The 18,857-nt window shown below is 47.8% G+C and carries 23 protein-coding genes; 7 read left to right on the top strand and 16 right to left on the bottom strand.

Annotation, left to right across the window (positions count from 1 at the left end):
* Nucleotides 1-9: 9 nt before the first annotated feature.
* Complete coding sequence (pdxT, locus tag ACN08X_RS04835; protein WP_419108060.1) at nt 10-648, bottom strand: pyridoxal 5'-phosphate synthase glutaminase subunit PdxT; 639 nt, start codon at nt 646-648, stop codon at nt 10-12.
* A gap of 215 nt (nt 649-863) precedes the next feature.
* On the opposite strand from pdxT, the gene ACN08X_RS04830 reads away from it, so the two are divergent.
* Genes ACN08X_RS04830 through ACN08X_RS04820 form a run of 3 tightly spaced genes read left to right on the top strand, consistent with a single transcriptional unit; the run spans nt 864 to nt 2,315 of the window.
* Nucleotides 864-1,163, top strand: a complete 300-nt coding sequence (locus ACN08X_RS04830) for an ATP-binding cassette domain-containing protein (protein WP_419108059.1) — start codon at nt 864-866, stop codon at nt 1,161-1,163.
* Nucleotides 1,123-1,584: an ATP-binding cassette domain-containing protein gene (locus ACN08X_RS04825; RefSeq protein WP_419108058.1), complete on the top strand. Its 462-nt coding sequence runs from the start codon at nt 1,123-1,125 to the stop codon at nt 1,582-1,584. The genes ACN08X_RS04830 and ACN08X_RS04825 overlap by 41 nt, the downstream gene beginning before the upstream one ends.
* Complete coding sequence (locus tag ACN08X_RS04820; protein WP_419101196.1) at nt 1,584-2,315, top strand: ABC transporter permease; 732 nt, start codon at nt 1,584-1,586, stop codon at nt 2,313-2,315. The genes ACN08X_RS04825 and ACN08X_RS04820 overlap by 1 nt, the downstream gene beginning before the upstream one ends.
* A 209-nt stretch (nt 2,316-2,524) precedes the next feature.
* Here ACN08X_RS04820 and ACN08X_RS04815 read toward each other — a convergent pair whose 3' ends face one another.
* Together ACN08X_RS04815 and pdxS are read right to left on the bottom strand one after the other, a co-directional pair.
* Nucleotides 2,525-2,962, bottom strand: a complete 438-nt coding sequence (locus ACN08X_RS04815; protein WP_419101195.1) for a hypothetical protein — start codon at nt 2,960-2,962, stop codon at nt 2,525-2,527.
* A 251-nt stretch (nt 2,963-3,213) separates the two neighbouring features.
* Nucleotides 3,214-4,119 (bottom strand): pyridoxal 5'-phosphate synthase lyase subunit PdxS, encoded by a 906-nt coding sequence (gene pdxS / locus ACN08X_RS04810; RefSeq protein ID WP_419108057.1) that lies wholly within the window; start codon nt 4,117-4,119, stop codon nt 3,214-3,216.
* A gap of 89 nt (nt 4,120-4,208) precedes the next feature.
* Here pdxS and ACN08X_RS04805 point away from each other — a divergent pair, with 89 nt between their 5' ends.
* The 3 genes from ACN08X_RS04805 (at nt 4,209) to ACN08X_RS04795 (ending at nt 6,891) form a co-directional block, all read left to right on the top strand.
* Nucleotides 4,209-5,708 carry a PLP-dependent aminotransferase family protein gene (locus tag ACN08X_RS04805; protein WP_419108056.1) on the top strand — a complete coding sequence of 500 codons (1,500 nt, stop codon included), beginning with the start codon at nt 4,209-4,211 and terminating at the stop codon, nt 5,706-5,708.
* Between the two features lie 67 nt (nt 5,709-5,775).
* The gene (locus tag ACN08X_RS04800) at nt 5,776-6,369 is read left to right on the top strand and encodes a hypothetical protein (RefSeq protein WP_419108055.1); all 594 of its coding nucleotides are present in this window, start codon (nt 5,776-5,778) and stop codon (nt 6,367-6,369) included.
* A gap of 156 nt (nt 6,370-6,525) precedes the next feature.
* Nucleotides 6,526-6,891: a hypothetical protein gene (locus ACN08X_RS04795; protein ID WP_419101191.1), complete on the top strand. Its 366-nt coding sequence runs from the start codon at nt 6,526-6,528 to the stop codon at nt 6,889-6,891.
* Between the two features lie 71 nt (nt 6,892-6,962).
* Here the strand turns inward: ACN08X_RS04795 and ACN08X_RS04790 are convergent, their stop codons facing one another.
* The 11 genes from ACN08X_RS04790 to ACN08X_RS04740 all read right to left on the bottom strand — a co-directional run bounded on the left by ACN08X_RS04790 (nt 6,963) and on the right by ACN08X_RS04740 (nt 14,204).
* On the bottom strand, nt 6,963-7,415 hold the full coding sequence (locus ACN08X_RS04790) for a hypothetical protein (RefSeq protein WP_419101190.1): 453 nt from the start codon (nt 7,413-7,415) through the stop codon (nt 6,963-6,965).
* 1 nt (nt 7,416) lies between these two features.
* On the bottom strand, nt 7,417-8,073 hold the full coding sequence (locus ACN08X_RS04785) for an Asp23/Gls24 family envelope stress response protein (RefSeq protein ID WP_419101189.1): 657 nt from the start codon (nt 8,071-8,073) through the stop codon (nt 7,417-7,419).
* Nucleotides 8,073-8,636: an RNA polymerase sigma factor gene (locus tag ACN08X_RS04780; protein ID WP_419108054.1), complete on the bottom strand. Its 564-nt coding sequence runs from the start codon at nt 8,634-8,636 to the stop codon at nt 8,073-8,075. The genes ACN08X_RS04785 and ACN08X_RS04780 overlap by 1 nt, the downstream gene beginning before the upstream one ends.
* 87 nt (nt 8,637-8,723) lie before the next feature.
* Nucleotides 8,724-9,347 carry a hypothetical protein gene (locus ACN08X_RS04775; protein ID WP_419108053.1) on the bottom strand — a complete coding sequence of 208 codons (624 nt, stop codon included), beginning with the start codon at nt 9,345-9,347 and terminating at the stop codon, nt 8,724-8,726.
* A gap of 2 nt (nt 9,348-9,349) precedes the next feature.
* Nucleotides 9,350-9,976 (bottom strand): hypothetical protein, encoded by a 627-nt coding sequence (locus ACN08X_RS04770; RefSeq protein ID WP_419108052.1) that lies wholly within the window; start codon nt 9,974-9,976, stop codon nt 9,350-9,352.
* The gene (locus tag ACN08X_RS04765) at nt 9,973-10,332 is read right to left on the bottom strand and encodes a hypothetical protein (RefSeq protein WP_419101185.1); all 360 of its coding nucleotides are present in this window, start codon (nt 10,330-10,332) and stop codon (nt 9,973-9,975) included. Before ACN08X_RS04765 ends, ACN08X_RS04770 begins: the two co-directional genes overlap by 4 nt.
* Nucleotides 10,333-10,372: 40 nt before the next feature.
* Entirely contained in the window at nt 10,373-10,573 is a 201-nt protein-coding gene (locus tag ACN08X_RS04760; protein ID WP_419105814.1) for a hypothetical protein, read from the bottom strand.
* Nucleotides 10,573-11,064, bottom strand: a complete 492-nt coding sequence (locus ACN08X_RS04755; protein WP_419101183.1) for an Asp23/Gls24 family envelope stress response protein — start codon at nt 11,062-11,064, stop codon at nt 10,573-10,575. Before ACN08X_RS04755 ends, ACN08X_RS04760 begins: the two co-directional genes overlap by 1 nt.
* Nucleotides 11,065-11,251: 187 nt before the next feature.
* Complete coding sequence (locus ACN08X_RS04750) at nt 11,252-13,513, bottom strand: heavy metal translocating P-type ATPase (RefSeq protein ID WP_419108051.1); 2,262 nt, start codon at nt 13,511-13,513, stop codon at nt 11,252-11,254.
* Between the two features lie 91 nt (nt 13,514-13,604).
* Nucleotides 13,605-13,820 (bottom strand): heavy-metal-associated domain-containing protein, encoded by a 216-nt coding sequence (locus ACN08X_RS04745; RefSeq protein ID WP_419101181.1) that lies wholly within the window; start codon nt 13,818-13,820, stop codon nt 13,605-13,607.
* A 48-nt stretch (nt 13,821-13,868) separates the two neighbouring features.
* Complete coding sequence (locus ACN08X_RS04740; RefSeq protein WP_419101180.1) at nt 13,869-14,204, bottom strand: metal-sensitive transcriptional regulator; 336 nt, start codon at nt 14,202-14,204, stop codon at nt 13,869-13,871.
* A gap of 172 nt (nt 14,205-14,376) precedes the next feature.
* On the opposite strand from ACN08X_RS04740, the gene ACN08X_RS04735 reads away from it, so the two are divergent.
* Nucleotides 14,377-16,422, top strand: a complete 2,046-nt coding sequence (locus ACN08X_RS04735; RefSeq protein ID WP_419108050.1) for a glycoside hydrolase family 15 protein — start codon at nt 14,377-14,379, stop codon at nt 16,420-16,422.
* A gap of 56 nt (nt 16,423-16,478) precedes the next feature.
* On the opposite strand, the gene ACN08X_RS04730 is transcribed toward ACN08X_RS04735, so the two are convergent.
* Both ACN08X_RS04730 and ACN08X_RS04725 read right to left on the bottom strand, forming a co-directional pair.
* Nucleotides 16,479-17,438: a bile acid:sodium symporter family protein gene (locus ACN08X_RS04730; protein ID WP_419101178.1), complete on the bottom strand. Its 960-nt coding sequence runs from the start codon at nt 17,436-17,438 to the stop codon at nt 16,479-16,481.
* Nucleotides 17,439-17,443: 5 nt separating this feature from the next.
* A complete protein-coding gene (locus ACN08X_RS04725; protein ID WP_419101177.1) occupies nt 17,444-18,823 on the bottom strand; it encodes a M48 family metallopeptidase in 1,380 nt (459 codons plus the stop codon).
* Nucleotides 18,824-18,857 lie beyond the last annotated feature (34 nt).

The raw sequence follows: 18,857 nt of genomic DNA, 5'->3' as shown, positions 1-18,857 counted from the left end.
CTTCAACGTTTAAGACAGAGAACAGAATGATGATTTAAAATTCGTCATGCTAAGCAGCTCACGATGAATCGTTGTATCGCCCGTAAGTTCAGGGTGAAAAGAAATACCCATAACATTGCCCTGCCGAACACCGACAACCTGCCCACCATGATGAGCTGTTACCTGAACATCTTGACCCACTCGACTCACTCGAGGAGCCCGAATAAAAGCCGCATGAACAGGGTGTAGCTGTTCATCTGCCCCACGCCAAAGAACCTCTGTCTCGGCAGAATCAACCTGCGAACCAAAAGCGTTACGATCTACAGAAATATCAAGAATATCGAGTGTTTGCTGACCCGGTGCAGGGTCGTCTACAGTGTGCGCTAACATGATGAGCCCAGCACAAGTACCTAACGTTGGTACACCTGAGATAATAGCTTCGCGTAAGGCATCCCGTACCCCAAAAATACGAGTAAGACGGTCAATGGTAGAAGACTCTCCACCGGGAAGAATCAACGCGTCTAACCCATGAAGGTGCTCAGCCTTTTTAACAAGAACTACCTGCGCGCCCAGAGATTCCAGCATCTGTGCGTGTTCTGCGACGCCACCTTGAAGGGCAAGAACACCAACAGTTTTACCGTTCCCAGAATTGTTAACAATAGTGGTCAATGTTTGTACCCTTCGTGTTTTTCTCGCGCAAACTTATACAGATAAAATCTGTGGCTAAACTAAGCATACTCGTTTTATTGATTCGTTCTGATAAGGAAATATGTCTCTACTGTTTATAAGAAATGTATTATCAAACTCATATAAGAGAGAATGACGTCTTAGAAAGACCTATATAGAAGAGAATATTCATTAAGCACTTCGAGAAAGCTGATACCTTGAAACCAATCATTGTTGCAGAAGGCTTAGTCAAAAAATTTCCCAAGAAAACAACACCGGCAATAGACAACGTAAACCTGACTATCAACCCAGCAGAAGTCATAGCAGTAGTAGGACATAACGGCGCAGGAAAATCAACCCTTTTTGACCTCGTCAGCGGTTTTACACACCCAACAGCAGGAACACTATCAACGAATATCAACCGTTCAGAGATAGGGTGGTGTCCTCCAACGAGAAATCATCGATTGGTCTCTTACCGTGCGTCAAAACATTGCACTCGGTGTAGAGCTTCGACGTAGTGCCTTACAGAAATCACAGCGTGTTTCCATAGACGAAGTCGCTCACACCCTTGGGCTGAGCGATTATCTCGGAAAAACTGCAGAAACTCTGTCTGGGGGAGAGCTGCGACGAACTCAAATTGCACGTGCAATCGTCGGAAACCCCCAACTAATGATTCTTGATGAACCAACTACCGGTCTCGACCCTGAAGGTATAGAAACAGTTTTTAAATATCTTGATGAACGTAAAGAACACGGAACAACAGCATTAATAAGCACTCACGAAACATCACGATTCTCGAAACACTGCACCCGAGTAGTGGCTATCGACCACGGAAAAATAATCGCTGACTTACCCGTTGAAGACTATCTAAGCCTTTCCCCTAGAGAGACAGATGATTTATGGGATATCTACACACATATTAGGGAGACTGTTTTCTAATGCTACGCCCTCTAACCCTTATAAAATTTCATATCCTCTCCTTATGGAATTGGCGTACGTCCTATCTTGGCCGTTTTATAGAACCTGTTGCTTACTTAGTTTTCCTGTCTACAGGGCTTCGACCTTCGTTGGAAAATAAGGTCGATGTGTATAGCGAATTTGTGTTGGCAGGACTGGTATGTTTGCTGGCCTTTCGTTCTGCCACAGCAAGTATGAGTGATGTCGCTAATGACCGTAAGTGGGGAGTGCTGGCCTTATATATCCTTCAAGGCGGTTCGGTTATCGGGTATGTAGTAAGCATTGTGCTCTTTGGAGCATTGGTATTTATTGTTCAGTTTGCGCTCTTGTTTGCGTGTTCTCTGCTTATTTTCCCTGAGTCTGCACCAGATATGTGGAGGGTTTTAACCTTATTAGGTGTGGGTGTTCTTTTTGTTGCTGGATGGTGTGGCTTTGGTGCAGCCTTAGGTGGGAAAGTGGACTCGTACGCTACACGTGATTTTGTTGTTACTGTGACGTCACTTCCAGCAGTTTTTACTGCTCCCTTGTTTTACCCCATTCAGGGGAATTGGCTTGCTGTTCTTGCTGGTTTTAACCCTTTGACGTATCAAGTTGGTGTTTTGAGACAGATGAGTTCTTTGGGTATTTTATGTGCGGGGTTATGGGTCATTCTTGGTGTTATGACTGCAGTGATGCTTTTGCGTAAGACTGAGTATCTGAGCCGAGAACGCTAAATTTATGTATTTAACGTGGTAGTTGTGCGCACCCTTTCCCTAACTTTTGATACGTCCCGCTGGTCTCAGCATAAAACCGTGCGCAACTTTTTGTGCGCGGACAATACTCGGCGCAGAGCACCGATGTGTTGAGTAGATGGTACGGGTTCGGTCTGAGGTATTGGGTTGGTGGCGCCTACGCGCTGGTGCTGATTGCAAAACTATAATGTCTAGTTAAAGCTTCTAGAACTTAGGAACTGAATCTGCCAGCTTCCTGACTTTTTAGAGGACTCTACAGTAGCTTTTATACCCCCTGAGAGTGCAATCTTTTGGATTTCATGAATCTCATAAACTGATTTATCACAAGGTACAGTTTTTTCGATTTCTGAATCGATAGATACAGTCATCTCCTCTCCTTCACTGCATGCTATATAAGCAGTGAAAGGGCCTTTTCCGGAAGCGTCAGAAGCGACTAAAGAACTCTTCGGATTGTCCAGCGGAAAATTGCTGTAGAAAGTCCTGGTATAAGAACCATCCTTTTCAATTGGTGAAAACAGTTCAGGAACTTTTGTTCCAGCGCTGGACAGTGATGAAGATGAGGGAAATCCACAAGACGTAATAGCTAAAGAAAATAGCGTAAAAGTAGTCAGAAAATAAAATTTCTTCATATGTTCATCAATCCTTTATACGCTTACATTATTTTCTTTCTCGAATTCTTTAATATATCGTGCGACACTGCTTTTGGAAATATCTAGTTGATATGCGATAACTCGGATGGATAAGCCGGTAGCGCCTAGCTCTGCTACTTACTGTTTTAACCCTTCGACGTATCAAGTCGGTGTTTTAACGTGATAGTTGTGCACATCCTCGATGAGGAATACGCACAACTACCACAAGAATTTTTGTGTAATTACAATTCTTACCAGCCGCGCTCAGCTAAACGATGAGGTGCTGGAAGGTCCGCAACATTAATACCAACCATCGCTTCACCCAAACCACGAGAAGCCTCAGCGATAACAGCAGGGTCGTTATAGAACGCAGTGGCCTTAACGATGGCACGTGCACGAGCAACAGGGTCACCAGACTTAAAAATGCCAGAACCAACAAAAACACCATCTGCACCAAGCTGCATCATCATTGCAGCGTCAGCGGGGGTTGCCACACCACCAGCAGTAAAAAGAACCACCGGAAGTTTTCCTGTGCGTGCCACTTCCACAACGATGTCGTACGGTGCAGCAAGCTCTTTAGCTTTCACATACAACGCGTCAGGAGAGGTCGCATGTAGTGCTTGTAGCTCAGCAATCTCAGATTTAATCGTGCGAATATGCTTTGTCGCTTCAGAAACATCGCCCGTGCCAGCTTCGCCCTTAGAACGAATCATCGCCGCACCTTCAGCAATACGGCGAAGTGCTTCACCCAAATTAGTTGCACCACACACAAAGGGAACAGTGAACTGCTGTTTATCAATATGATTCACATAATCAGCAGGAGAAAGAACCTCAGATTCATCAATATAATCCACCTTGAGAGATTGAAGAACCTGCGCCTCAACAAAATGTCCAATGCGTGCTTTAGCCATCACAGGGATAGACACCGCGTTAATAATGTCTTCAATCATGTCAGGGTCACTCATACGAGCAACGCCACCTTGAGCACGAATATCGGCAGGCACACGCTCCAGTGCCATCACCGCAACCGCACCAGCATCTTCTGCAATTTTTGCTTGTTCAGCGTTGACGACGTCCATAATGACGCCACCTTTGAGCATATCTGCTAATCCTCGTTTGACGAGGGGAGATCCATGAAGTTCAGTATTTTCAGTCATGGTCTCTACTGTGCCCTAAAACGCTGGTCTAAGATAGAGCCAAGAATCAACAAAAATTTTAGACCACTAGGTGGAACTACTACACTCCTATGCACACCTCAGCTTCCGTAGAACTACCCATCACCCTCAACCGCAACCTCACAACCTCACTACCAAGCCAACTGGCAGAAAAAATACGCGAACTCATCCTCAACGGCACACTCATCGCATCAGACCCGCTACCCTCAACACGAACACTCGCTCAACGCCTCAACGTCTCCAGAGGAACAATCGTCTCCGCCTACGAACAACTCACCGCAGAAGGATACCTACACACCACACACACCGGAACAACCATCAACCCCCACCTACCTCACCCCCACAACCAACACCACACCAACACACCACAGCCCACCACGCCAACACACCTTTCCACTAGTCACCTGAGAACACCTCAAAACACCCTTATCGACCTACGCCCAGGCACCCCAGACACCTCCACACTCGCCAGCACACCATGGAGAGCAGCATGGAGAACCGCAGCAGCCAACGTCGGAACAACATACCCTGCCACCGGTTCTCCCACCCTCAAAAAAGAACTAGCCGAACACCTGCGAATCACCCGAAGCGTCATCACCCACCCCGAAGAGCTACTCGTCACATCAGGAGCACGAGACGGATTTAGACTCATCCTCTCAACACTAAGAACCATCATCAAAGACCGCCCACTACGTATCGCCGTTGAAAACCCAGGGTACCCCTCACTACAAAAAATTCCTGCCACCTTCGGACACACCATCATGCCGATACCCCTCGATACACAAGGACTCAACCCCCAACACCTACCTCCTCACACCCCACCAGATATCATCCTTCTTGCACCAAGCCACCAATACCCACTAGGCACCACCATGCCTATCACACGCAGACTCGAACTGCTCGAATGGGCACACAAAAACAAAGCCCTCATCGTCGAAGACGACTACGACTCCGAACTGCGTTACACAGGAGACCCCGTCCCCGCGCTCGCTTCACTCACTCGCTCACATCATCTAGCATCACACTATGATTGTGTCGTTACTCTCGGATCGTTCGCTAAAACCCTTTCCTCAGCCGTTGGGCTAGGCTACCTTCTCACTCCGCAACACCTACATGAGCCACTTAGCAGGCTCAGAACCCAGCTCGGCTCACCTGTCTCTGCCATTACTCAAGAAGCGATGACACTCCTCCTACAAAACGGTACGGTACGTCGCCATATCGCAAAGATGCGAAGAATTTACGCCACAAGACGTCGTCTTGTACAAAACTATTATGACCACAGCAAACTTTCTCAACAATGCACACTCCTACCCATGGACGGCGGGCTACATGCCATCCTCAAATTCACGTCGAGAGCGCACCTCAGCGCAGAAGAACAATACCTCAAAGAACAAAAGGTTGTAGCGCGAGCTAAAGAACAAGGAGTATCCGTCAGAAGCTTAGGAGAATACTGGTCGCATAATGGTATGCCGCGTCAAGACTACGGGCTGATCATCGGCTTCGGTGCAGTATCAGAACGGCACCTTGAACAAGCGATGACGCTGCTAACCCGCATCATCTGCAATCCCTAAAAACAGACTCTGAGAATTATCAGTTCTCTACTCGCACGAAAATACTCTTTTCCGATAGCCTTATACCGTGACTCAAAACCGTACCCACTCAAAATCTTCAAACAACCAATCAGAGCAGAAAAAACAGTTGCTAAGCCAGTGGACTGCCGTCCACGCATCAATATACGTTGTATTCGGTCTCATCACGTTATTCATGGTGAACCCCAGTCTTGACGTACTTCGCTATACGATTTCACCATTTATGGTCATGTTGGCAGTTGTGCATAGCTACCTATACAAAACTTTATCTGCAACAGAAAAAGACAAGAGTCGGTTTCTCTTTGTCACCTCGTCCGTAGTATTGTGCATAACTACGCTGATATATTTATTTTTTGCAAGGGAAGAGACTTCAGCCGGAGTTATCCTCGGAATAGGATGGTGTATTTCTGGTGCGGCGCAAACCATCTTTTCAAACAAGTTAAAGAACAACAACGCACTTGCTAAAGATTGGCGTTTTGAAGGAATCATGATGCTTGCAACAGGGCTGAGCTTCTGGGCTGTGAGCGGTATCGGCGATAGAGCCATGCTTGGAGTGTTCAGCTGTGGCGCAATCATTACCGGTGTGTTTCTGAGCACCGGTGTTATCACGTGGTACCGGCTCGGGAAACCTCTAGAAATATAGAACACCTACAAAACGACGTCTCTTACCTCATCCAAGTTCCCAGTAGCTTGAAGTTTTCTTTGGGGAAATACACACGACAAGCTGAAAGATTAACATTCTCTGCATGCTCGCCGGTTAACGAGTAGACTGGATGAGACACATCAGGAGGAAAGTTTAGTGGTACAACAGCGCCCTAGAGGTTTCAAAGAGCAGGTGACAGGGCCGCTCGTCATCGCCTCAATTCTAGCCGTCGTTGCGTTTTGGGGAACCTTCATCACTGCAACAGGTGGAACAAATAACCGCCCACAATATGTTTTAGCGTTTACGGTTGCTGGTGCAGTTTTTATCGTTACCATCGTTGTTTGTGCAACATTAATTCTTGTTGAAAAACCGAACTCTCCTGAACTAGGGCAAGGTACCGGAATCAACCGTTCGTCAGCAAAACTTTACGCCGAAGCCCGTGCCCGACGTGAAGCCCAAGCACGCGCAGAAAAAGCACAACAGAAAACCTCTCAAGAGGAGAAAAACCCTCAAGAACGCTAAAGACGTTATGGCGATAAAACTTAAAATAAATATGCTGGGGACGAGGGAAAACTCGTCACCAGCATATTCTTTTAGCTATTGACAACGTCTATATGAAGAACCACTGGCTCTTCCACAATACGACGGACAACCTGCGCTACAGTCCGTACAGTATCTGGAACATTCGCACTCGAGGTTGTTCCTAAACGAAGAACAATATTTAGTTGGGGAGTCTGCACCGCACTCTGTGAAGAACGAGAACGATCAGAGTCAATACCTTTTTTCTGCTCAGATGAGGCAGACCCGTTAAGGGTTTCTCGAACCGTTGAACCCACCGTAGAGTTAACCGCGCTCATCGCCCGCAAAATACGTGTAGCACCAGCATAATGAGGGTAGATTTTCTCTACACCCTCTACCGCTAATACTTCCTTGCGTATCCGAGAAATATCAATTGATAATTCAGAACCTTGGTATTCTTCTTGCGTGTTATTTTGGGAATCAGAATCGTGGGAGGAATGTGGCTCAACATGAATGATTTGTGGCATATCACGCACCTTTCCGGTATTCGAAGGCAGCTTCGTCGCGGAGCATCCCCCAAGCACCAGTTTTCTTCTGACGTGTGTGTTGCGTTTGAGCAGCATCAAAAATATCTTGAATCGTCACGTTCACCATCTGAACGTTCAGCTCACTAATACGCTCAATTTCTTTGAGAATCAGTGTCCGTAACTCTTCAGCAGCGTTGTCAATAACTGTGCCAAAACGAATAGATGCAGTGACATTAACCGTAATGGGGGAATCGATAACAGTCACATCACCATCAAGATGGCATTTACCAATAACGACATCCTCTAACTCATCAGCAGCTGAACGGATAGCTGAGATAACTGAACCTTCCGTCTGCGTTAGACGGTCAAACTCGTTATCTGAGCGTAGGGGGATAGAACGTCCAGCTTTAGTTTCGAGAGCAATATTATTCAAGAGCGTATCAATCCAGCTCGTATCCTTATTTTGCTCTTTAAGGTCATGCTCAGAGAGCTCAGCGGTGAGTGTGCCGAGCTTACGTAGCGCCTTGACCCGTTGTGTACATACAGGACATTGATCAATATGTTCTGTTGTTTTTCTATGGGCTACCGTTTCATTATTTTCGTGTTCATCATCCAACCAGTCACTTAAGACGCTGAGAGGGATTCTACAATCAGACATTATTTCCAGCCCTCCAATCCATCAAGCAGTGCGATTCTTGCTCGAGCAAGTTTTCCTCGAACACTAGATTCGCTAATCATCAATGTCTGTGCAATTTCTTTATATGAGGCTCCACCAAGTTCCCTCATCACCCATATCTGCCGTTGCTGAACGGGTAATGTTTTGAGCACTTCGGAGAGCGCACCCATCTGTGAACCCGTAATAGCACTTTGCTCAGGAGTAGCTCCTGCAGCGACGGGTTCGGGTGAATTATCAATGTCGGCGTTGAGCTTACGCGCTCTAATAAGATCGATTCCTTTACGGTTGACAAGCATCATGAGCCAGCTTTTAACACGTTCAGGGTTCTCGACCGTATCCATTTTCTTCCACGCCTGAATAAAGGTTTCTTGGAGAACATCGTCTGCGTCAGCGGCGCTTCCTGTTAACCGAATAGCGTAGGCCCTCATGGAAGGAGCATGTCTACGTAATAGAGCTTGAAATGCGTCTGAATCGCCGTTTGCAGATCTTTCGCACAATAATGCGTCAGATAGTCCTGCTACTCTATCGGGGGTGAGTAATGCCATGTGTTTTCCTTCCCGGTCTCACAAAAACACAAGGCAGAACCAACAACATTAATAACTCGTGTGGTTCTGCCTTATGTGTTCTAAGGGTTAGTTTACCCGTTGTGTGTCCTTGGACATCATGGTGCGAATCCCGCCGGTCAAATAGACCGTTACAGGAATTTCTTGTCCTGTAAGGGCATCTAAACCAGCAACAGTCTTATCAACTGTTTCCCGTAGTGAGAGAGGGTTTGCGCCCTGTCGAACTTCAACCTTGACAAATAATCCAGAGGTTTTCTTGGGGAGTTTAAGTGCCGTAACACTTGTACTTAGAACGTCAGGGTTTTGCTCAAAAGACTCTTTGACAGCGTCTTTAGCGAAACTAGCAGCAAGTTCTGTGCGTCCCTGAGAGCCCTGCGACTTTACCGAGTGCTGACTAGAAGCTACAGAATGAGCGCGGTTACCATGCTGAGCAAAAATCCAACGTACCAGAAGGAAAACGGTGATGACCGCTAGAACAACAACTCCGACTGTTACCCAGCTAAAACCCCAAGGAGTCGCAGCTGCCGCAAACACATCGCGTGCTGGCTGTTCTACCTGATCAACAGCATCATTCCAGTACTGTGCCAAAGGCTCAGAGACTTTCAATGCGATAAGCCCTGCACCTAAAGCAAGGAATACTAAGCCGAAGAGGGTCAGTAAGATTCTATTGAGTGCGCGAGGTGCGTTACCCATCTTTATGCCACCAGCCCTTCTCCAGCAACAGTGACCGAAGCGCGCATTGTCGGTACAAAACCGTATGCGTCCAAGGTTTTTTGTGCAAAATCAGTGATTTCTTGAGTCGGTACAACCGAACCAGATGTCGGAACAATCTCTACAACAGCCTTAGCGTGGTAGATACTTGTGGTGACCTGCTCCTGATTGAAACCGAATTGACGGCGTACCGCCTCGCTCATTGCCGCAGCGATGACTTTATCATCTGCAACAAAAGCGACTCTCTGGCGAGATCCTAAAGAATGCTTTGCCAAAGTCCCAGGTGACAACGCTTTTTGAACAGCGAAGATACCGAGGATGACGAGAACAGCACCCGTTAGGTAGAGTGCCCAGTCAGGTATGCCTGAAGGTAGCTGAGCTACACCATCAAACATCTGCTCACCGCTGAGAAAAAGAGCCTTCTGCCCTGCCATACTCAAAACTAGTTCAATACCAGCCCAAAGAATGACGGCGAGCAATAAGACCGCGAAGAAAATGGAGACGCCAGCACGTGAAGAGTGCGTTTCGCGACGAACCATATATTTAACAAACGGCCCTGGAGCGCGACGAGCGGTGGGATATTCTTCGACATATTCTTGATGACGACTCATTGAACACGCACCTGCTTTCCGTACTCGGTAATACCTGAAATGCTGACATTTACTGCGCCAATCTCACGACCAGTAATCTCACTGGCCTGTGCGATAACTAGCGCACGAGCGCGCTCCACCAAATCAAAGACCGTGCCACCCATTTCTTGAAGAAAGTCAGGTGAAGTGGGAATCTCGTCGAGACGTGGAGCACGAAGCGGTATAGAAATGTTCACGCCGAGCTTACCTGAGTGATCGGTGAGCGTCGTCTTAATATCAGACGACGCCACACCGAACGCCTCAGAAGCAACAGCAGTGCACACGGTAACCAGAGCCTTGCGGGCAACAATCGTGTTTCCGCGACTACTTGAATTCATTGCTTGTACTTTCGTGGACTATTCACCGAAGTGACATGGATTAGTTGGAGGAAGAGCCCTTTTTATTTACGAGAGACTTCCATGCTTCATCAAGGTTCAAAGAACCGTTTTCGAGCGTTGCCCCGAGGAATCCACCTGCTGCAAGGAAAATTACAGCGAGGAGGAATCCGCCAAATCCATGATCAAGTGCTGCATATGCAAGCACTGCGGCTACTAATAATCCGATTAGAGTCTTACTCACTACTTAACACGGCTTTCAGTTTTGGTTTCTTCTTCTACTTCTTCTTCGTCATCTTCAGAAGCAACATGAACATCGAGAATTTCGATGTTTACTTCAGTTACCTCAAGACCAGCGAGGTCTTCAATTGCCTTGATGACGGAGTTACGTGCGTCTTCAGCGACCTTGTAGAGGGGGTAAGGGTACTCAACAACGAGGGAGAGATCTACAGCAGCCTGAGTCTGGCCAACCTCTACAGAAACACCCTGCTTGAGGTTTTCTTCCTGACCAGCGAAGGAACGAATAGCGCCCAATGCGCGAGCTGCGCCGCCACCAAGTGCGTAAACGCCTTCTACGTCGCGAAGAGCGAGGCCAGCAATCTTAGCGATAACTGCGTCATTGACGTGGGTGGTACCCTGACCGCTATCTGCGCCAATGTTCTTTGCAGGACCAGAGGAAGCTGAAGTGCTCTTGGACTCTACATCTGCAGGGGTTACCTTAGTGTTCTGTGCCATGATTCTTTCTCCTTGCGAGTTTATTGTCATAATGGCTAAAAAAATTTTAGATAACGGCACCCCAAGAGATATTGGTCGAAGCGCCTGAGGTGCCGTCACTAATAAGACGAAATGACAAGAGAAAATGTCACGGTATTTTCTCAAAAATGTTCAGTGGACTTATGTTTTTGCTGATTTACTAGCTGTTTTACTTTGAAGAATTTTCTTGGAAACGCATCAACCTCAAAGAATTAAGAACCACAATCACCGAGCTAGAAGCCATCGCAGCGCCAGCAATCATCGGGTTCAACAATCCCAAAGCAGCCACAGGAATAGCAATAAAGTTATACCCAAACGCCCACACAAGATTAGACATAATCAGCCTCAACGTTGCTCGCGAAAGCTCAATTGCTGTCACGATAGAACGTACATCGCTACGCATCACCGTCATATCAGATGCTTCCATGGCAATATCTGTTCCAGAACCCATCGCAATACCAAGATGGGACTGTGCCAAAGCAGCCGCATCATTGACACCATCACCCACCATGGCAACACGTACCCCACCTTCTTGAAGGCGTTTAACAGTCTCTACCTTTTGAGATGGTGATACCCCAGCAAAAACATCCTCATCTGCAATACCCACTTGACGTGCGATAGATTCTGCAACAGGCTGAGCGTCACCGGTTAGCAACACTGGGCGTAGTCCCTGCTTCTTTAATGCGGCAATAGCCGTTATTGCATCATCTTTTGGCGTATCTTGAAGCGCGATGAGAGCAACTGGGGTAGCGTCAATAGCAACCATGACTACCGTTAAGCCCCGTTCTTGCTCCTGCCGTAATAAGAGGGCATCTTTCTCACTCAACTGCACTGAACGCTCCTCAAGGAAAGAACGCTGCCCAACCATCACAGTGTGCTTTTGCTCCGAAGACAGTACACATGCTTGTACGCCGCCACCTGCGGTCATCGTAAAATCTTCTATAACTGGCTCAACCACAGAACTATAATCAGCGTTTACATGACGGATAATTCCCTGAGCAATAGGATGCTCTGAACGTTTTTCAACACACGCAGCATAGGTAAGAGCCTGCTCAACAGTAAGACGCGAGGAACTACCGCTCAACGGCAACGTATGAACAACGTTAAACTTTCCTGCAGTAACTGTTCCTGTCTTGTCGAAAATAATTGCACCAATATCGCGAGTATCTTCTAGCACTTGTGCAGAACGAATTAGAATACCTAGCTGATAAGCACGCGTGGTTCCCGCAAGAAGCGCAGTAGGAGTTGCAAGACCCAAGGCACAAGGGCATGCAATCACCAAAACAGATACTGAGGCAATGAAAGCGCTATTGACGTCCTGAGAGAACACCCACCATGCAAGGAATGTCAGCACCGCAATCACAAGAACTACCGGAACAAAAACCGCAGAAATCCTATCTGCTAGACGCGCAATAGGTGCTTTAGTTGCCTGAGCCTCAGAGACAAGAGCACCTATCTGAGCTAAAGTCGTCTCTTCCCCCACACGAGTGGCCCTGACCGTCAAAGCACCAGAAAGATTGACCGTAGCACCTGTGACGGTATCTCCCACTCCAACCTCAACCGGAGCAGATTCACCGGTTACGAGAGACATATCAACAGAGGATTTTCCCTCAACCACCTCACCGTCAGTAGCAATTTTCTCTCCAGGTAAGACCATAAACTCATCATCTGGCATAACATCTTGAGCTGGAATCTTGACCTCTTGACCATGACGAAGAATACGAGCCTCTTTAGCGCCCAGCTCAAGAAGTTGATGAAGAGCGCGAGAAGAACGCTGCTGAATACGCTGTTCGATGTAACGTCCTATCAAGAGGAAAAAAGCAACCATCGTTGAAGAATCAAAATAAAGTTGATGGCTATGCGCAGAATGAGCATGCACAGCTGCTGTCATTGCAGGGTCGATCAGTAGCTGAGCTAAAGAAAAGAAATAACTCGAAAGAACACCTAGCGAAATGAGAGTGTCCATCGTAAACATGCCATGTCGCAGATTGGTCCATGCTGCACGATGGAAAGGAATCGCTGACCAAAACACCACTACACTCGCAAGGAGTGCAACCGCCCAACCCCAATGCGGAAACTGAACAGAAGAGAACATCGATATAAAGAACACCGGAACAGCAAATACTGCTGTAACCCAGATTCTTTGTTTGAGAGAATCTAACTCCGTATGCTCAGGAGAAGAAGACGCTCCTTGGCTCATCGTTGGTTCTTTAAGTTGTGCCGTATACCCAGCTTTCTCAATCGTGCGAATTAGTTCTTCAGCTTCTACACCTTCTGGAACAAGCACTCGAGCAGAAGACAATGGTAGGTTGACGGATGGGTCTACTCCGTCGATTTTGCGTAATTTGCGCTCTACACGCCCAACGCAGGAAGCGCAGGTCATGCCTCCAATATGAAGATTGATAACGCGTTGGTTTTGTTGCTCGTTCACAGTTATTTTCCTAGAGAATAAGAGGGATGTAAAAGGCAGAGGGCACCTCAGTTCTATGAGAGCTATGAGGTGCCCTCAAGGTCAGTGAGGACTAATCCACTAGGGTGAAGCCGGCTTCTGCGATGGCTTCACGAATCTTATCTTTGCTTAACTCTTCTTCGTGCGAGATCGTGACGGTGGATTCTCCATCCTTCACAACGTCCACGTTGACCTCTTGCACTTCAGAAAGCTCTTTGAGCTCTTCTTCTACGCTCATTGCGCAGTGGTTGCAGGTAAGTCCAGTTGCTTTGACAATAGTTTCTGCCATGATATTTCTCCGTATTCTTAGGTTTTATGGTGTACAAGGAAAGTTTGTTTAGGAGCGTAAAAGCCGTGAAATTGCGGCACTAGCTTCAGAAACTTTATGCTCGACGATGCGGTGGTCTCCTGTGCGCTGAGATTCTTCTGCCGCGTGAACAACACAATGTCCGATATGTTCTTCGAGCAAGCCGATAGAAACAGCATGTAGTGCCTTATTAGCTGCTGATATTTGCGTCAAAATATCAATGCAATATTGGTCTTCTTCTACCATGCGTGAGATGCCGCGAATCTGCCCCTCAATGCGACGTAACCTTTTGAGATACGCTTCTTTTTTAGAGGTGTATCCGTGAGGCGGTGAGGTGTCTGTATGGACTTCTTCTTGGTGGCACATATCGCAGTTCCCTCCGTAGTGTTTGGTGTTCTATGGTGAAACACTCACCTCTAAGATATACCCCCTAGGGGTATAAAACAAGAGGTGTCAAGAATGTATTTATTTCTGCAAAAAACCACGAAAGACGCTTCTACCCTCCCCAGAAAACTAAGCTTAGGTTAGTGTTAACCCCATGGCTTCTTTTATCGAGGACTACGCATTATTATCTGATATGAACACTGGAGCGCTTGTCTCCCGCGCAGGATCCATTGACTGGTTTTGCGCCCCAAGATTCGACTCCGGTGCCGTATTCGCCGCCCTACTAGGGGACAGAGAACACGGACGCTGGCTGCTTGCGCCCCTAGAATCAGTAAACCCCGCCCCCGTAGAAGAAGTCCGCACAGAACGCTCCTACCGAGAAAACACCTTCACTCTCCAAACCATCTGGCACATCGGAGACGCCAGCGTACGCGTCACAGATTTTATGCCGCTAACCGGCGGAACCTCCATCGTACGAAACGTCGAAGGGCTCACCGGAGAGGTCGTCATGCTCCACGAACTCACCATGCGATTCGACAACGGAAAAACAACACCATGGGTCACCCGCTACACTGACGGAGACACCGACCCCATGGTCATCGGAATGGCTGGACCTCACGCACTCGTCTTCCGTGGAGATACCATTCCCGACACCCAACATGGTGCCCATACCGACACCTTCGTTGTATCTGCCGGACAACACTATTCTTTCTCCCTGAGTTATTTCGCTTCAAACCACAACCCGCCCGCACCCATCGACTATGACACCGCCTTGACCTACGCCAACGAACAATGGAGCGAATGGTCAGAACTTTTCACCGCAGGGCGCAACGAACCAGCACCAGAAACATCATCACGCCCTGTCATCACCGCAACAGAAGCTGTCTCAGACTCAACGAACACCAACGAAACCGCTGTTTGGGCAACACGCTCTATCGGTGAAGCTCTCAACACTGAAAATGACCCTGTGACCAATACGCAACTACCAGAAATTGATTCACAGACCTACCACGAACTCGCGCAAACAGCAACGCACACCATCCTGCCAAACACCGCAGAAGACACCCAAAATGAACACGATGCACTCTACCGAGAAGCACGGCTACGCGCACTACTCACACTACGCGCCCTCATCTCCCGAGAAACTGGCGGACTCGTCGGTGCCCTCACCACATCGCTACCTGAAACCCTAGGCGGTAGTAGAAACTGGGACTTTAGATTCTCATGGCTACGAGACGTCGCCATGGCAATGGACGTGACCCTTACACACGGACACGAACGAGAAACTGCCCAACTAAGAAACTGGATACTTCGTGCCGTAGCAAATAACCCTCAAAAACTTCACGCCGTCTACGGTGTCGCCGGAGAAAAAGACGACCTAGACCGTCGCCTCGCATTACCCGGCTACGAAGGTTCACAACCGGTTCGCTCAGGTAACGGCTCAGGAGAATATTTCCAAGCAGACGCTCTAGGGCAGATGCTCGTCACCTTCGCAAACTTGCGTCATAACGGAGTAGGGGAGGACCACCTATCATGGCCGCTACAAAAAGAACTCCTCAACTCAGCCGTTGAACGAATCGGACAAGCAGACCGATCACTATGGGAGATGCGAGCAGAACCTCGCATCTACACTCACTCTCAAGTCATGCTATGGGCAGCCTTTAACGCCGGAGTATCAGCAGTTGAAGACTATGGTCTTGCCGGAGACGGAGCATTATGGGCACATTGTCGAGACAGCCTTGCAGAAGAAATTCTCGAACACGGCTACAACCCAGAATTGAATTCCTTCGTGCAAACCTACGACGGAACCACCGTAGACGCCTCCTTGTTGCAACTTCCACAGGTAGGCTTCTTAGACTGGTCTGACGAACGCATGCTCGGCACTGTCCGCAGAATTGAACAAGAATTACAGCATGCTAGCGGAATGATTTATCGCTACATTAACCGCAACGGGTTTGACGGTTTTGAAGACCAAGATAACCTACACTGCGCAGCTTCGCTCTGGTTAGCAGAACAATACATACGTTCTGGCCGAGAACAAGACGGGCGAAGAATTCTCGATACAGTACTGGGGGTTGCGAACGATCTTAACCTGATGAGCTCAGAGTATGACTACGCTGCTCAACGCATGACGGGTAACTTCCCGCATTCTCTAGCGCATATTTCTCTGATTCGCACAGTAGAAGCTTTAGTGCTATAACCGTCAGGAAATCCGAAGAATATAGGATATGACAGCTTGTCAAGAGCCGTTATATCCTATATTCCTTTTTTGGCATATTGAGTAGCTTGATGAGCGCACACCATCAATTGCACCTGATGGAAAATCATCAACGGAACAATCAAAACACCCACCTGAGTGCTACCAAAAATAACAGCAGCCATCGGAAGACCCGTCGCTAAAGATTTCTTCGTTCCACAGAACTGAATAGCGATAATGTCCTGACGGCTAAACCCAGCACGAGAAGCAACCGCACGTGTTAGCCACAACATGGCGTACACAAAAACTATTGAAAAAATTACTAGAAGAGATAACTGCCACCAGCTGATACGGCTCCAAACACCGTGAACAATGCCCTCAGAAAAAGCCATATAAACCACCATGGCAATAGAGAGACGATCCACCTGTTTTGTCACCGGACGGTGCGCAAAATCTGCACTCCAACGACGCATCAGCTGTCCTGCAATAAACGGTGCAAGTAACTGTATAGCAATGTCCAAAAAGATATTTCCACTAATGGCAATGCCATCAGAGTGCATCAAAAACATGACTAAAAGTGGTGTCGCAAAGACCCCCACAATATTCGAAACAGAAGCAGAAACAATTGCACCAGCAACATTACCGCGAGCAATAGAAGTAAAGGCCACAGAAGATTGCACCGTTGAAGGAACAAGAGTCATATACAAAATGCCTAAATATAGCTCATGCCCCAACACCATACCCATTGGGAACAGAAGGACCCCTATACAAGGAAAAATAATAAAAGTGAAAGCAAGAATCAACACATGAAGACGCCAATGCTTTAACCCCTCTAAAGCCTGCTGAGGAGAAAGGCGAGAACCATAGAGAAAGAATAATAAAGCAATAGCAATTTTTGTTGCTAATGAAAAGCTCTCAGCAAAAGCGCCTGTGGCTGGTGCGATAAAAGCAATCACCGCTGCCAGCAAAATCAACATGATGAGCGGGTCAGCGGTGATGCGTGGAATACGAAGAGCCATAGAGGCTATTTTACGATACGGCCCTCATCGTCATTGCCTTCTTCTGCAGATGTAGAAGTATATGACGTTTCTTCACTCTGTGATTCCTGTGCATGATTCTCAGCTGGCATCTGAGGGCGCAAATGCGGTGGAACCCATAGTGTGAAGAGGGTGTCGGATATGCGGCGGTCACGCTCGGTAGCTGGCTCTTTCTTCTGCGTTTGAACGATACCCCAATGCTCATTATCAGCACGTTCTGGGTAAATATTCATGAAGTCTGTTGCCTGCAACGGGTCTGGCCATAGACGAGCTGGATCAGCTGCTGGAACAGCAGATAGAGGATACTGTGGATTGACTTTTGGACGCCAAATGAGACGCCCTGGCTCGGAGCGGTCACGCAAAGCATGTGCACGCCACGTTGTTGGAGGGTGCGTCAAGGATAGGTTGCTCATCCACGTAAAGAACCCCTTTTCGTAGACTGCGCGGTTTGCTAGCTCATCGCTATTGACCTCGTTGCACAAGTATTTTCCAGCAGAAAGAACACCCATCGTTTGGAGCGCGCCTTGAGGTGCAAGACGATACCCAAAATTATCGGCGGTATATTCTTGTGCTCGTGAGAGCGTCGACCCAAGAACCGGAATCTGCATAAAAAATGACGTAAAGATGAGGCGGAAATAGCTGACGTGTCCAGCAGCAATATGCCCCACCTCATGCCCAATGATAAAGCGTAGAGCCTCGGGGTTTCTTGCTTTCCCACCTATCTCAAAAAGGTCTGAGTAGATGACAATAAAACGACGATGACCATGACCCGACGCAAAAGCGTTAATCTGCCCGTTGCCTAGTTGTACGTAGGCATCTGGTACGCGACGAAGTCCGCTAGCGCGCGCCGCGTCAACAACCATTTGGTAGGCTTCAGGGAATTGAGTGGGCGTTATACGAACGGCAGTAAGCCTAATTCTTGCGTAGGCTAAAGCACGAACAATAAATATTCCCAGCGGGGCATATATTGCTAAGAGGAGAAGCTGCTTGAGCGTTGCACCAAGAGTAGCACCTTCGGCTGCACCCGTCACCACCGATACAAAATTAACAACGAGATAAATAAAACCAGCAATATATACCCCAAAGGTCAGCAAATACGCAGCAATGACCCACGGTAATTCACCAGGGTGCCGAAGCGAATTCACAAACTTAAACGGCATCAACGATTGATATTTCAGCAACGCTGGTGCAGGTAACGGCGATATTGGGCGTTGACGCGTATCTTCTGGAATCCACCCGCGGGAGAGATCGTCAGGCAAGGGGCGTTCTCTTAGATTCGAGGCTCCTACCGGCAAACTACTGTGTGAAGCTCTGCCTTCAGAAGGCTGCCCTGTTGTGGGAACATCGTCGTGTGGAGGTTGACTCATTGCTATTTCTTTCACTCTCGACAAGGGTGTTTAC

This window comes from Rothia sp. P6271 (assembly GCF_048512995.1).
GTDB lineage: Bacteria > Actinomycetota > Actinomycetes > Actinomycetales > Micrococcaceae > Rothia.
The sequence above is the reverse complement of the archived record's forward strand: the minus strand, read 5'-3'. Positions and strand labels throughout refer to the sequence as shown.

Coding starts and splice junctions, on each gene's coding strand:
- ACN08X_RS04770 (WP_419108052.1), bottom strand. CDS start 9,976: ATGAGTCGTCATCAAGAATATGTCGAAGAATATCCCACCGCTCGTCGC.
- ACN08X_RS04790 (WP_419101190.1), bottom strand. CDS start 7,415: ATGCCACAAATCATTCATGTTGAGCCACATTCCTCCCACGATTCTGAT.
- ACN08X_RS04820 (WP_419101196.1), top strand. CDS start 1,584: ATGCTACGCCCTCTAACCCTTATAAAATTTCATATCCTCTCCTTATGG.
- ACN08X_RS04725 (WP_419101177.1), bottom strand. CDS start 18,823: ATGAGTCAACCTCCACACGACGATGTTCCCACAACAGGGCAGCCTTCT.
- ACN08X_RS04775 (WP_419108053.1), bottom strand. CDS start 9,347: ATGGGTAACGCACCTCGCGCACTCAATAGAATCTTACTGACCCTCTTC.
- ACN08X_RS04735 (WP_419108050.1), top strand. CDS start 14,377: ATGGCTTCTTTTATCGAGGACTACGCATTATTATCTGATATGAACACT.
- ACN08X_RS04765 (WP_419101185.1), bottom strand. CDS start 10,332: ATGAATTCAAGTAGTCGCGGAAACACGATTGTTGCCCGCAAGGCTCTG.
- ACN08X_RS04730 (WP_419101178.1), bottom strand. CDS start 17,438: ATGGCTCTTCGTATTCCACGCATCACCGCTGACCCGCTCATCATGTTG.
- ACN08X_RS04780 (WP_419108054.1), bottom strand. CDS start 8,636: ATGGCATTACTCACCCCCGATAGAGTAGCAGGACTATCTGACGCATTA.
- ACN08X_RS04805 (WP_419108056.1), top strand. CDS start 4,209: ATGCACACCTCAGCTTCCGTAGAACTACCCATCACCCTCAACCGCAAC.
- ACN08X_RS04755 (WP_419101183.1), bottom strand. CDS start 11,064: ATGGCACAGAACACTAAGGTAACCCCTGCAGATGTAGAGTCCAAGAGC.
- ACN08X_RS04785 (WP_419101189.1), bottom strand. CDS start 8,073: ATGTCTGATTGTAGAATCCCTCTCAGCGTCTTAAGTGACTGGTTGGAT.
- ACN08X_RS04745 (WP_419101181.1), bottom strand. CDS start 13,820: ATGGCAGAAACTATTGTCAAAGCAACTGGACTTACCTGCAACCACTGC.
- ACN08X_RS04815 (WP_419101195.1), bottom strand. CDS start 2,962: ATGAAGAAATTTTATTTTCTGACTACTTTTACGCTATTTTCTTTAGCT.
- pdxS (WP_419108057.1), bottom strand. CDS start 4,119: ATGACTGAAAATACTGAACTTCATGGATCTCCCCTCGTCAAACGAGGA.
- ACN08X_RS04740 (WP_419101180.1), bottom strand. CDS start 14,204: ATGTGCCACCAAGAAGAAGTCCATACAGACACCTCACCGCCTCACGGA.